This window comes from Paenibacillus sp. FSL R5-0912, assembly GCF_000758605.1.
Taxonomy (GTDB): Bacteria; Bacillota; Bacilli; order Paenibacillales; family Paenibacillaceae; genus Paenibacillus_AQ.
On the sequence record NZ_CP009282.1, the window covers coordinates 7,543,562 to 7,556,068 of the forward strand.

General features: G+C 52.6%; 12 protein-coding genes. 3 read left to right on the forward strand and 9 right to left on the reverse strand.

Annotated features, from left to right (window positions below; translation table 11 throughout):
• Nucleotides 1-23: 23 nt before the first annotated feature.
• Both R50912_RS32085 and R50912_RS32090 read right to left on the reverse strand, forming a co-directional pair.
• Nucleotides 24-1,070 carry a DUF4097 family beta strand repeat-containing protein gene (locus R50912_RS32085; protein ID WP_042240906.1) on the reverse strand — a complete coding sequence of 349 codons (1,047 nt, stop codon included), beginning with the start codon at nucleotides 1,068-1,070 and terminating at the stop codon, nucleotides 24-26.
• A gap of 138 nt (nucleotides 1,071-1,208) precedes the next feature.
• Complete coding sequence (locus tag R50912_RS32090; RefSeq protein WP_042240909.1) at nucleotides 1,209-1,667, reverse strand: Lrp/AsnC family transcriptional regulator; 459 nt, start codon at nucleotides 1,665-1,667, stop codon at nucleotides 1,209-1,211.
• Nucleotides 1,668-1,844: 177 nt separating this feature from the next.
• Here R50912_RS32090 and R50912_RS32095 point away from each other — a divergent pair, with 177 nt between their 5' ends.
• Both R50912_RS32095 and R50912_RS32100 read left to right on the forward strand, forming a co-directional pair.
• Nucleotides 1,845-3,017 (forward strand): serine hydrolase domain-containing protein, encoded by a 1,173-nt coding sequence (locus R50912_RS32095; RefSeq protein ID WP_042240912.1) that lies wholly within the window; start codon nucleotides 1,845-1,847, stop codon nucleotides 3,015-3,017.
• Nucleotides 3,014-4,267 (forward strand): MFS transporter, encoded by a 1,254-nt coding sequence (locus tag R50912_RS32100; RefSeq protein ID WP_042240916.1) that lies wholly within the window; start codon nucleotides 3,014-3,016, stop codon nucleotides 4,265-4,267. The genes R50912_RS32095 and R50912_RS32100 overlap by 4 nt, the downstream gene beginning before the upstream one ends.
• Before the next feature lie 189 nt (nucleotides 4,268-4,456).
• Here the strand turns inward: R50912_RS32100 and R50912_RS32105 are convergent, their stop codons facing one another.
• Nucleotides 4,457-5,302 carry an anti-sigma factor gene (locus R50912_RS32105; RefSeq protein ID WP_042240919.1) on the reverse strand — a complete coding sequence of 282 codons (846 nt, stop codon included), beginning with the start codon at nucleotides 5,300-5,302 and terminating at the stop codon, nucleotides 4,457-4,459.
• Nucleotides 5,295-5,876 carry an RNA polymerase sigma factor gene (locus R50912_RS32110; RefSeq protein ID WP_042240923.1) on the reverse strand — a complete coding sequence of 194 codons (582 nt, stop codon included), beginning with the start codon at nucleotides 5,874-5,876 and terminating at the stop codon, nucleotides 5,295-5,297. Before R50912_RS32110 ends, R50912_RS32105 begins: the two co-directional genes overlap by 8 nt.
• Before the next feature lie 192 nt (nucleotides 5,877-6,068).
• Here R50912_RS32110 and infC point away from each other — a divergent pair, with 192 nt between their 5' ends.
• Nucleotides 6,069-6,581: a translation initiation factor IF-3 gene (gene infC / locus R50912_RS32115; RefSeq protein ID WP_042243807.1), complete on the forward strand. Its 513-nt coding sequence runs from the start codon at nucleotides 6,069-6,071 to the stop codon at nucleotides 6,579-6,581.
• A 413-nt stretch (nucleotides 6,582-6,994) separates the two neighbouring features.
• On the opposite strand, the gene R50912_RS32120 is transcribed toward infC, so the two are convergent.
• From R50912_RS32120 to R50912_RS32140, 5 genes are all read right to left on the reverse strand, one after another.
• Nucleotides 6,995-7,576: a GNAT family N-acetyltransferase gene (locus tag R50912_RS32120; RefSeq protein ID WP_042240926.1), complete on the reverse strand. Its 582-nt coding sequence runs from the start codon at nucleotides 7,574-7,576 to the stop codon at nucleotides 6,995-6,997.
• Nucleotides 7,577-7,654: 78 nt separating this feature from the next.
• Nucleotides 7,655-9,361 (reverse strand): ABC transporter ATP-binding protein, encoded by a 1,707-nt coding sequence (locus R50912_RS32125; protein ID WP_042240929.1) that lies wholly within the window; start codon nucleotides 9,359-9,361, stop codon nucleotides 7,655-7,657.
• 334 nt (nucleotides 9,362-9,695) lie between these two features.
• Nucleotides 9,696-10,508, reverse strand: a complete 813-nt coding sequence (locus tag R50912_RS32130) for a sugar phosphate isomerase/epimerase family protein (RefSeq protein ID WP_042240933.1) — start codon at nucleotides 10,506-10,508, stop codon at nucleotides 9,696-9,698.
• A gap of 20 nt (nucleotides 10,509-10,528) precedes the next feature.
• Entirely contained in the window at nucleotides 10,529-10,987 is a 459-nt protein-coding gene (locus R50912_RS32135; RefSeq protein ID WP_052416803.1) for a tetratricopeptide repeat protein, read from the reverse strand.
• A 90-nt stretch (nucleotides 10,988-11,077) separates the two neighbouring features.
• Nucleotides 11,078-12,316 carry an ATP-binding protein gene (locus R50912_RS32140; RefSeq protein ID WP_042240936.1) on the reverse strand — a complete coding sequence of 413 codons (1,239 nt, stop codon included), beginning with the start codon at nucleotides 12,314-12,316 and terminating at the stop codon, nucleotides 11,078-11,080.
• Nucleotides 12,317-12,507 lie beyond the last annotated feature (191 nt).

Genomic DNA, 12,507 nt, shown 5'->3' on the forward strand with positions numbered 1-12,507 from the left:
CTCTCGTCCACCTCTTCACAACATCAGTTCTTCATTAGCGACAACCCGGCCATAGATTTGGCACGGATCTGATACGTACCTGCGCCCAGCTTCCCGCTGGCCCGGTGATTCTTCACTGTCAGCGGGAAGTCCGTTTCAATCTCTTCAAAAGCGGATTCGGCATCGACCACGACACCCGCATTCCCCGGCCAGGCCAGCTCTACGTCCCCTACCGCTGTAGTTACCTTCCAGTCTCCGCCGACCTTCCGGCTCTTCACATGAATGTTCCCGGCTACAGTGACCGCTTCTACAGCAGCCAATGCGTCCTTCACCGACAAATTGCCGTTTGTGGCCTTCAGGGTCAAGGCTCCGGCAATTTGCTCTGCTTTCACGTTGCCGTTGGTAAGTGTGACTTCTACGCGGTTCTTCGCTTCAGAGACCTGCACATTGCCATTAACCGTATGTAATTTGAGCGCATTGCCGATGCCGGAAGCAGATATATTTCCGTTCACAGCCGCTAACTCAATTCTACCTGTACTAGAAACTTTTGACAAAGAAAGATTGCCGTTCTCCGTCTCTGCCTGAAGCTCGGCCTTTATGCCCTGCGGCAGTGTAACCGTCAGATCAAGGCTTGGATATCGCCAATTGCCATAGGACTCGCTGTAGGTTCTAATCTCCAGATCAGCCCCTTTGCTTACCTTCATCCCCGCCTTGTCCGCTACGGCCTTCGCCTCATCCGAGTTTGCCTGATGGACATTCACTGTCATATGGACCTCCATCTCCTTAACATTGCCCTGCTTAATTTCGATGGTTCCGTTCGTGTTAGCAATAGAGACACTTTGCGTGCCGGCCGGCAAGCTGACGCGGGTAATGCCTTTGTCAAAAGAGTATCCCGTCCCCGTCTTCTTCCCCGTTGTCTCCAGAGAGACTGCAGCCGCCGGAGCTGACACCGAGGCCTGTGCTGTCGCGGATTCAAAGTCCGCCTCGGACAGCGGCCGCGCACCGGCGCTCCCTCCATCCGCTATGCCCATGTACATTAATACCGCCGCCAGCGAGGCGCTTGTGATTAGCCGTTTCCACGTCATTCTCATATTCTCTCTCCTCCAGTTCTTGTGATTACCCTTAGGGTAAACCATCCTTGATGAGAAAGACTTTGCAGGGAGATTAGAGTTTGATGAGAATATCTGGGGACTCCGCCCCAAGTTCTAAAGAGCCCTATTGTTTATTTTCTATTTAAGCAGGTTTACGCTTGCTTCCTCCAGCGAAGGAATGAGATTTTTAGGCTCAATAGGGGATGACATGACGATTAGAATCGTATAATTCCCATATTTATCACACTGATTTCCAAACTCCTCAAGACCCTGAGTGGAGTCTGACATGACTTTTAACAGATAATTGTGTTCTCCGCTGATGCGATAGCATTCGACGACATTGGGATGGGTACGGCAGAAGTCCAGAAAGGCATGACACTCTCTGGAGTGGAAAAGGATATAGGCAGCTGCCTGTTTCCCGATTTTCTCCGGAGAAATGATCGTCCGGTACTCCTTGATCACCCCATTTTCCTCCATCCGCTTCACTCTTTCCGTTACTGCGGGCTGAGACAAGCCCACGCTTTTCCCCAGCTCTGTCATGGAAATTCTCGCCTGACTTTGAAGATGAAACAGAATTTGCTTATCAATAGAGTCCATTTTTAACCACTCCTTTAATTTTAAGATTATCGGTTTAAAATGCCTTTATTTTAAATGTTATAAGTGGGTTTTACCTTTATCGGCTCATGTATTCAAGTTAATTTATTTTATATACTTTACTTACAATAGTAAAGCGAAGGCAGTTGCTGCTTTAACTATAGCGAAAGGATGTTGAGTATGCCCTATTCGAACACAACCAACCCTAACCGTATCCCGGAGCGGATCGACAAGGTCATTGATGAGACACTAACCGACAAGCGCCTGGCAGGTGTTGTCATAAAGGTAGCGCTAGATGGACAACTCATCTATAGCCGTGCTGCTGGTTATGCGAGCCGTGAGCTAAACCAGCCTATGCGGGAGGACGCGTTGTTCCGGCTCGCCTCGGTTTCCAAACCGATTACCTCTACGGCAGCCCTGATTCTGGTGGCGCAAGATCGCCTGAAGCTGGATGACCGTGTAGACCGGTGGCTGCCGGAATTTAAGCCACGGCTGGAGAATGGAGAGACTGCAGCAATGACTGTCCGTCACTTAATGACGCACACCGCTGGTCTGACCTACCGCTTCTTTCAGGAAGAAGGCGGTACCTATGAGCAGGCTGGTGTATCTGATGGCATGGATCAGTCTGGTATCACGCTTGAAGAGAACCTGAAGCGGCTCGCGTCTGTTCCACTTCTCTATAAACCAGGCACCCAGTGGAGATACTCTATTGCAACAGATGTACTGGGGGCAGTAATTGCTAACGTAAGCGGGAACACACTCAGTGAAACGATCCGCTCACTTATTACTCAACCCCTCGATATGAAAGATACCAGTTTCGTTGCCGTGGACCCGAAGCGCCTGACCACAGCTTATGCCGATGACATTCCGGGACTGCGGCCTATGAAGAATCCCGATAGGCTGGGCTTTGTAGAAGGAACGGCGGGCTTCCGGCTCGCACCGGGCCGGGCGTTAGACAGCACTGCCTACGCTTCCGGGGGAGCCGGTATGGTAGGCAGCGCCGGAGATTTTCTGCAGCTGCTGGAAACGTTGCGGAAGGGAGGGGCGCCCCTGCTGCCGGAATCCCTGGTCCGCGAAATGATCACCAACCAGATTGGTGACCTGCCCATGCCCTTCTGGCCGGGACGGGGGTTTGGCCTTGGGATCACAGTCCTTAAAGATCCTTCTGCCGCAGACACAGCGGAGTCCCTTGGCACATGGCGCATGGGCGGCACCTATGGACATTCGTGGTTCGTTGATACCAGGCAGCGGCTAAGCGTGGTAGCCTTCACCAATACCGCACTGGAGGGCATGTCGGGTCCGTTCACGGTTGACCTTTGCAATGCTATCTATGGCAGATTGGACCCGTCATGAACAACACAAAAGAGATCGCCGGGAGGAGCGGCAGCACAATTGCTTCCCCGCAGCAAAGCTTCAGTGCCCCTGCTTCCGCACGCCTTCCCTGGGCTGGATTACTTGCGCTGGCAATGACCGGGTTTATCTGTATTCTGACTGAAACGATTCCCGCCGGACTCCTGCTTCAGATCAGTAAGGGGCTTGGAGTAACAGAGGCCTTGGCGGGTCAGCTTGTTACCTTCTATGCCCTGGGTTCTTTACTCGCCGCCATTCCATTGACCACGGTAACACGCGGCTGGAGACGTAGACCCTTGCTACTCATTTGCATCCTTGGTTTTCTCATATTCAATACCGTTACTGCCTTATCTTCGAGCTATCCCCTGACGCTTGCGGCCCGTTTCTTCGCGGGTGTGTCCGCTGGTGTCCTGTGGGGAATGATCGCAGGCTATGCACGGCGCATGGTACCGGAGCAGCTTAAGGGACGGGCTATGGCTATTGCAATGGCGGGAACGCCGCTTGCTCTGGCGCTCGGTGTCCCTGCCGGAACGTTTTTGGGTGATCTTGCAGGCTGGCGTAATATCTTTGGAGTCTTGTCGCTGTTCGCTCTGCTGCTGACCATTTGGATACTCTGGAGGCTGCCGGACTATCCGGGAGAAGCTGCAGATCAGCGGCTCCCTCTAAATAAGGTCTTCACAAGCCCCGGAGTGCGGCCGATCCTGTTTGTCGTGCTGGCCTGGGTACTGGCCCACAATATCCTGTATACCTATATAGCACCGTACCTTACTCAGGCCGGGTTAACCGGACGCGTGGACTTGGTGCTTCTTATTTTCGGTATTACAGCACTTCTTGGCATCTGGTTAACCGGTATCTGGATAGATCGTCACCTGAGGCTGCTGGTTCTGATTAGCCTCACTGCATTTGCATTGGCATCTGTTCTTCTCAGTATAGGCAGCGGCAAGCCTGTTGTAATCTATCTAGTAGCTGCTGTATGGGGCTTAACGTTCGGGGGAGCAGCCACGCTGCTGCAAACAGCAATGGCTGCAGCTAGTGGAGAGAGCGCAGATGTAGCGCAATCCATGCTTGTAACCGCATGGAATCTGGCCATTGGCGGAGGCGGTATAATCGGTGGAATTCTTCTCGAAACAACGGGTGTCATGTCATTCCCATGGGCGTTGTTTGTCTTGCTGGCCCTTTCTGTATGGATAGTCCGGCGCAGCAGAACGCATGGATTCCCTCCCGGAACCATGGATATCCATCGCGATAAATAACTTCACGACCTGCCCACAAGTAGAAACGGCTTTGCCGTCCTCTTGTAAGGACGGTACCGTTTCAGCAGGAAATAGAAGGATAAGCTATCATGTGAATTCTTATATTTGCGCAAAAACAGCCGGGAACCCTCCCGGCTGTTCTTCATTACATTGAGTTCCCGCCAATATCGGCATTGCGGAATTCAGCTGCTACCCCTGCTTAATCGGCGCTGCCAGAATGATCTGTCCCCGCGGGGCGTCTCCCCCGTCATCCGGCTCCAGCGTAATTGCCACGGTATCGTAGGCCTTCGGATCAAACGAATAATAGAGTGCCCCGTTTCCGTCCTGTGAGATGAAGGTGCCCGCATTCTGCGGCGTATCCCCTTTGATCAGCCATACCTGGTAGACCTCTGTACCTGTAAGCTCCGGCAGATCCTCTGCCTGGATTACGAGGTGGGTCCCGGATGTATCAGCAACAATGGTCGCTACACCCTTGGCGGAAACAGCCTCTCCCGACGGGCTAAGCGCCACCGTCTCATTCACCTTAAGCCCCTGCAGGGGCCCGGTGCCGGAGGCAATCTGCCGCTGCAGCTGGTCTACATCCCCGCGCAGCTGGCCGGTATAGACAATCAGCAGCAGCACGGCCACAGCCAGCCCGAGGCTCAAGTAACCCCAGAAGCGGGTTTTTCTAGGCTCTGGAATTCTCGCCTTGGGCAGGCCCTGTTCTATAGGTGCCACCTTAACGGACTCACGCTCAATGGTGCGTTCTGCCGCAGGCTGAATATTAGGGCTGGCTTTCGGCGGAGCAGCCGGTGTACTCAACTTTTCCGACTCTAATACCCGTGATAATATCCGATCCTTCATTCCGGAAGGCGGCTCTGCGGGCTCGGAAGCAAGGGGAAGATGGCCCAGTACCTGCCGGTATTCACTTACCAGCTCCTTGCATTCACTGCAGGCTTCTGCATGGGCAGCGAGCTGCGCTGTCTCTTCTGCCGTCAGTGCGCCCAGAACATATAATTCGGCCAGTTCACAGAGATCATCCTTATGTTCACTCATGCGCATGATCCCTCCTTCCCCAATGCCGTAATGATTTGTGCAGCTGCTTCATTGCCAATCGGACCCTTCCTTTGACCGTCCCCAGCGGAATTGCCGCAAGGTTCGCTACTTCCTGCTGGGTATAGCCCTGATAATAAATCATATCCATCACCTGCTGCTGATCCCGGCTCAGCCCCAGCAGCGCGTCCCTGATCTGTTCCCCGGCCATCTGCAGCTCAACGAGATCCTCGGTGAGCGCTGTATGGTCTTGAATCATATCCAGATTCCCGGAGTCTGCAGATTGCTGCGGCAGCCGGGAGCTGCGTTTGCGGAGATGATCAATCGCCAGATTGCGGGTAACGGCGAACATCCAGGTAAGCAGCTTGCCCCTGCCGAAATCAATCTGCTCCGCATTCTTCCATACCCGCAGGAACAGTTCCTGCATTACTTCTTCAGCGGCCATCGAATCCTTCACGATCTGGTAAGCAAAACTATAGATTACCCGTTCATACCGGTCATAGAGCAGTTCGAGGGCATTCGAGTCTTTCTGTGCAATAAGCTGGATTAACTGCTTATCGTCAGCTGTGTCATTCAATTGCCATCCCCCATTCAACAAAAATTTAGTACTCCGGCGCTCCCGCGCTGAACTTCCTGCGTTTCACTGAGTATAACCGCTTTGCACAAGCGGCTCAACTTTGAATCAAGGATCATGTCCTCCGGAATTGAAGCCCGGCCGGCTTCCATATATGATAGCTATATCATATCCGCAAAGGGAGGATTCATTTCCGTGGCCGTACTTATTAATGAACAGATTAGAGCCGCCGAGGTCGAGCTTACCGGGCTGAAGGGCCAGAAGCTCGGCACCGTATCCAGAGAGGAGGCGCTGGCTATGGCCAGATCCGCAGGAGCCGATCTGGTCTGCACCTCGCTGATGAGCAGTCCGCCGCCCTGCAGCCTGGTCGCCAAGGGCACAGGCAAAGCCGCTGCGCAAGCGGCACGCAAGGGCGATACCAGCCGTCCGCAAGGCGGCGGAGGCAGCACTGAGAAGGTGAAGGAGCTGCGCTTCACCGCCCATATTGAAGAGCATGACTACGACACGAAGCTGCGTCAGGCGGACAAGCATCTGCGCTCCGGCAAGCCGGTGCAGCTGGTCGTGAAGTCCTCCGGCGCGAAGGAGGCGGCGGCCGCGAAGGCAGTCCTGGAGCGTCTGCTGGCAGATCTGAAGGAGGCCGGAAGCAAGACCACCGGAATTCAGACCAGCGGCAAAGGCGCACAGGTACGGGTAAATCCGCGTCCGTAATATTGCTGTGAGAGCAACAAGTGGAAAAAGGTATCTTAATTTACCTGTTTCTGAGGGATAGACAGAAGCAAGTGGAAAAACAACACCTAATATTGTTAGGTTTAGCTACTGTGGGTGAAAAGGGAGGATTTAAGTGCTGTTAGTCCAACTGTTATTTGAGCAGAGTTCTATCGTTCATCAGCAAGTGGACAATATCCAACTCTTTCCGGTCCTCATAGCATCCGAGCTTGTCCCGTTCGTTCTCTCTGGCTCGAAGCATATACATTCTTATCTATGAAGTGGAAACGGCTTTGCTGTCCTGTAAAAGGACGGCAAAGCCGTTATTCTTGAACCCTATCTTCTTCCGCTTATCTTGTCCCGCCGGGCCGCTCATCTTCTACTCGTCTTCCGTACATCTCCCGCTCATCCTAGGGTTATCCTCCACTGCCAAGCCGCCCAGCAAACCGCTCCCTTTCCAGCACATGCAGCAGTTCACCGTTGCAGTCCTCATAATCGCCGGTTAGCCCGGCCAGCTCACGTTCAAACCGGAAGCCCAGCTTCCGGAATACCCCGAGTGACGCTGTGTTCAGCGGATCTGCCTTGGCGTATAACCGGTCCAGCCCGATGACATTGAAGGCATAAGCCGTGAGCGCCCGGGCGGCCTCGGTAGCATACCCCAGGCCCCAGTGCTCACGCCCGATCAGATAATACAGCTCGGTATCCGGTACGCTGAAATCCAGCACACCGAGGCCGCACCAGCCGATCAGCTGTCCGGTTGCCTTGCTACAAACCGCAAAGGAATATTTGAACGGCAGCTCAAACGGCGTATGATAGCTGAACATCAGCCAGCGGAACAAGCCTTCATATTCATGCCGCTGCATGACCTCCATATGCATGAAGGCCAGCACCTCCGGATTCTGCATCAGCGCGAAGGAGGCGCCAAGATCACTTTCAATATAGGGACGGATGATTAATCGCTCCGTTTCCAGTCTCATCTTGGACAGAATTGAATTCATTGCCGGCAGCCTCACTTTCAGGTTCTCTAGAACCCAGCATAGTACAGGCCGGAGAGGGGCTACAAGGTACAGTTTGATTTAATCCGTTTGTCCCCTGCCGTTATTCCACAGCGTTCGGAAGGAATCGCAGCCTTGGATCAGAGAATCGAAATCCCCTTCCCCCGTCAGCCTGCCCTGCTCCATAACCAGGATCTTATCTACTCCGCTGATGAAATTCAGCCGGTGCGCGATAATAATGACCGTCTTGTTCCTGAACTCCGTAAATACCGTTTCCATCAGGCTCTTCTCCGTGATATTATCCAGCGCTGATACCGGCTCATCGAGAATGATCAGATTCCGCTTCTGCAGGATCGCCCGGGCAAAAGCCAGCCGCTGTCGCTCACCGCCCGACAATTTCAGGCCACGCTCACCAACCATCGTGTCCAGCTTCTCCGGCAGCTCCAGCACCTTATCCTTCAGATGGACCTTGTCCAGAACCGCATACAGCTCCTCATCCGCCACATCCTGGTCAAACACCATATTGCCCCTGATCGTGGTATCGAATACCGGACTGTCCTGCGACAGATAGGAGATATGATCATAGTAGCTGTTCAGACTCAGCTCATCGATATCCGTGCCGTCCACCAGCAGCTTGCCGCCGCCTTTCTTCAGCAGGCCCGTAATCAGCTTAATGACCGTCGACTTTCCGCTTCCGCTTAAGCCAACCAGTGCAACTGAGGTTCCGTGCGCGATGGAGAAGGACAGCCGGTCCAGCACCTGAACCTCCCCGTAGCCGAAGGACACGTCCCTGAATTCAAGATCGCCCTGCAGCCCGGCCACCGCCTTCCCCTTCTCCAGATTGGCGTCCTCCGGGGCGTTCAGGAATTCCCCGAACCGCTGGTAGGTCACCCTGTTCAGCTTGTAGCCGACGAATAACACGTTGAAGATGGCAATCGGCGTATATATTTTCTCAATGAACATGAACAAGGCCACCATAACCCCGACCGAGGCCTGCCCGGAGACCACATTCTTCACTCCATAGAGCAGGACAATCACTTTAATAACCGTAATGAACAATTCGAATAAGGCAAAAAAAGACTCATGGATCATCTGCAGCTGAGCGCTTTTCCGAATGATCTGCCGTGCGGTCTCGTTCAATCTGCTGATTTCCTGCGCATACTTCTTATTGGTCCGGAACACAACCAGCTCCATGAAACCACGTATCGAATAACGGGACATAGCCTCCTGCTCCTGGAGCACAGCCGCTTTAATCCGGTAGAGGTATTTCAGCAGCACATTCGTGATCCCGAAGATCACCACATACCCGCCTGCAATCACCAGCATGATTCTGAGGTCATAATAGCTGATGAAGAACAAGCTGAAGAGGATGGTAGGCAGCAGCTCGTGCAACGTCCCCAGAATAAAAGAAAACAGAATGCTGTTTCCGGCCGCCGCCCCGTTCTCAATCACCTTGATCATCTGGCCTGTGCCCATATTCTGATAGGCGGTATAATCCATTCTGGAGATTTTGGACAAGGCCAGAATCTTCAGCCTTTCCGTGATGCTGTTTGACAGATGGGCGCCCGGATATTCATCCGCATAATTCAGAAGTACATTCGCACCCAGCAGCACCCCGTAGATGACAATCCAATGTGTGATTTCGCTGAAGCCCGTTCCATCCACCGCCTGATCGAGAATCTTCTGAAAGACCACTATGCCCAAGCTGCTTAAGAATTGAATGGCGAAACCAAGAAGGATATATAGAGCAATCCACCCTTTGAGGTGGACAAGACATTTCCGCAGCATAATTACAATCCCCAATCTTCAATATGAGTATAAAAAAAGCCGGGATCACGCTTCGCCACCCAACGCTAATGAACCCCCTGCATACGCAGTGTGGTCTTTACGTTGAATAACTCAGTGTCCCGGCTCTAAAAATGAATGCCTGGCACCGTCCAAGGTTATAGTTATCTGTGACCAAGAGGACAGACTGCCCCCTTGGTGGCTGGTACGCGTTCAACCCAGCCCGGTAACTAGTTCCTTGCGACGGTACGGAATGGCATCCATTTCACCTCGATTGTAAGATTATCTTTCATTGTATGCCCCGGCCAGCCCGGCCGTCAACCTTAAGGTTGGTGGCCTAATCCAGCATGGAACGGAGCCATGCAGCCGATTGCTCCATATACCCCAGCTGATCCACAGCATCAAAATGCTCGATGGCCAGCGTATCTGCGTATCCCTCTGCCTTCAGCATCCGGAGCACCTCGGCGATCCGGATGCAGCCTGAGCCTACAGGGGACGGATACAGCGGAATCCCGCTTACGCTGATTCTGGGCTCCCCGCCGTTGTCTTCCAGTGACCGGTCCTTGCAGTGGACATGAACGGTCCGCTCCTTCAGCTTCGCGAACGCTTCCAATTCATCCTCGCCGCGGTAGATGAAGTTCCCGGTATCGAAGGTGATCGCCAGCTTAGGCACCTGCTCCAGGAACCAGAGCAGCGCGTCCGCCGACGAGAACGGCGCCCGGATATCGTCGAAATCCTCCATCGTCACACGGATGCCCTTACGCTCCGCGTAATCACAAATGGCATTCAGCGCTGCAGCCATGCTCTGAAGAGCCTGACTCCGCTGCTCCGGGCTGGCCGTCTCTTCCATGAAACCCGGAATGACCAGTACCTTGCCGGCTCCCATATAGGCTGCTGTATCAATAAATGCATACCCCGGCTCCGGTGCAGGCTGATTGCCGAAGTCAAAAAAAGCATACATCGACGCCACGGAGAGCCCCGCTGCATCCAGCCTTTTTATCATCGCCTCCGTACCGGTCAGCGCCTCTTCCAGATCTAGCTCTACCGCTTCTATGCCATAGGCATGCACTTTGTCCAATACATCCGTAAGCGGCAGGCCGCTCTGCTCGCTTGCCTTCACAATATGATTGTAAAATACCGACAGCTTCAAGCTCTCCAGCCCCTCTCAGCCTAGCGCTTAGTATCCTCAGCATCCTTAGAATCCGAGCTACCGTCCGCTTCTTCGGCCGAATCCTCAGCATCCCCAGAATCCTCAGCATCGTCAGGACCCTCCTGCACGCCCGCTTCATTCCGGCTCCATTCCAGGAACTCAATAATGTCCTGATCCTCAGGGTCCAGCTTATGGGCCTTTTCAAAAGCCTTGATCGCCTCATCATACTGGTCCAGATAATAATGCGCGTAACCGACGCGGAAATGCCACAGCGGATCTTTTTTGCCTTTGTCGGCAGTCTTGTTGAACCATTTAAGCGCTTCCTTATAACGTCCCAGATTATTGAGCGCCCGGCCCAGATGGACCGCCAGCTCATCATCGATCAGCGGTGTGGGCACCTCTTTGATGCGGGATACGATTTGTTCGAACTCATCTTCCTCATGCCAAGCATTCAATTGCGCAATTAACTCTTGTCTCATTTACAAACAGCCTCCCGGTTAATATATCCATTCCTCTAAGAGCTACTTTATCATTTTCACGGAGAGTTTCCCACTGTTGCCCTGTCCGCCCTAAGCCGGGATGGCGATCTCGAAGGTGGTTCCCTTTCCTTTTTCGCTTCTAACCTCGATAACTCCCTTAACTTTGTTGATCGCACTGTAAGCCATGAGCATACCCAGACCCGTACCTTCTTCTTTGGTGGAATAGTAGGGTTTGCCCAGACGTGAGATTTCATCCTTCGTCATCCCGATGCCGGTGTCGCGGATGGTAATGATAATATTCTGCTTCCTTTCGGAGATATCAATGGTCAGAACGCCGTCTTCCATTCCCTTCATCGCTTCAATCCCGTTTTTGTACAGATTAATCAGACATTGCTGCATCAGATTCCGGTCATAATGGGCGCAGAGCGAGTTGTTGAAGCGGAACTCAACCGCTACCTTGTGGATTGTGGCATACGGCATGATGACATTCTTGGTGTACTCACACTCCGCCTGGAGGTTGGAATAGACCCTATTCTCCGACTGCGGCTTGGCAAAAGAGAGATAATCGCTGATGATCTTCTCCGCCCGGTTCAGCTCCAGCAGCGACAGTTCAATATACCCCTTCTCTTCGGGCGTAAGCGTCTTCGATTTGTTCAGCAGCTGAAGGAACCCGCTCGTCACGGTTAACGGATTCCGCATCTCATGGGAGACGCTGGCCGCCAGCTCACTAACCACATTAAGCCGCTCCGACTGCATAATCCGGTCACGATTCCTGAGATTGGTAATGATCTGCTCCAGCAGAATCATTAAGACCGCCATCACGGCTGCATGAGTGGTCAAAGCATAGAAGGCGAGCATCCAGAACTGCATATCCAGCGACTCCATAACCATGCTCAGCACAATCAGATAACAGCCCATCGTAAGCACGGCAATGACGGTTGCCCAGCTGATCCGGACCTTTGGCTTCGAACGGATAAATCTTGAACTTAATAACGGCACAACGACCAGAACTGCTGTTGAAAAAAGAAACGAGTGAATCGTTCCCTCTCCGCCTATATAGAAACGGTATACGTTTAGTATCAGATAGAGCGGAAGAACATTTTTGTACCCTCCATACAAAGCTGCGATAAGAAACGGAACATACCGCAGGTCAAAGATAAACCCCGTTTCCAGCCGGATCGGCTTGGCGATACACAGGATCATGGTTATAGCTGTGAGCAGCACAAGAATCTTCCGGTTATAGGCGTGTGGCCTATTCTCAAAGAAGATCAGAAAGATAAGTACCGGAAACAGCATAAACAAAAAATTAAGAAGCAACGTCTCAAACAAGGGTAACTTCCTTTCGGCTCCAATACGGGTATGGTATCTGCATTTGTGTTCTGAGCACTATACTTAGAACATTACGCTAATCTATTATTATAAGTAAAGCTAAACTGGATTACTATTAGAATTTTCTATGATTTTCCATTATTTTACCCACCTGTTATGGACTCTGCTATAATCAATTGACATGCCCAAAT

What these genes read in the sequence shown, in the direction of transcription:
- R50912_RS32125 (WP_042240929.1), bottom strand. Translation starts at nt 9,361, where the DNA reads ATGCTGCGGAAATGTCTTGTCCACCTCAAAGGGTGGATTGCTCTATAT.
- R50912_RS32095 (WP_042240912.1), top strand. Translation starts at nt 1,845, where the DNA reads ATGCCCTATTCGAACACAACCAACCCTAACCGTATCCCGGAGCGGATC.
- R50912_RS32135 (WP_052416803.1), bottom strand. Translation starts at nt 10,987, where the DNA reads ATGAGACAAGAGTTAATTGCGCAATTGAATGCTTGGCATGAGGAAGAT.
- R50912_RS32120 (WP_042240926.1), bottom strand. Translation starts at nt 7,576, where the DNA reads ATGAATTCAATTCTGTCCAAGATGAGACTGGAAACGGAGCGATTAATC.
- R50912_RS32090 (WP_042240909.1), bottom strand. Translation starts at nt 1,667, where the DNA reads ATGGACTCTATTGATAAGCAAATTCTGTTTCATCTTCAAAGTCAGGCG.
- R50912_RS32100 (WP_042240916.1), top strand. Translation starts at nt 3,014, where the DNA reads ATGAACAACACAAAAGAGATCGCCGGGAGGAGCGGCAGCACAATTGCT.
- R50912_RS32105 (WP_042240919.1), bottom strand. Translation starts at nt 5,302, where the DNA reads ATGAGTGAACATAAGGATGATCTCTGTGAACTGGCCGAATTATATGTT.
- R50912_RS32085 (WP_042240906.1), bottom strand. Translation starts at nt 1,070, where the DNA reads ATGAGAATGACGTGGAAACGGCTAATCACAAGCGCCTCGCTGGCGGCG.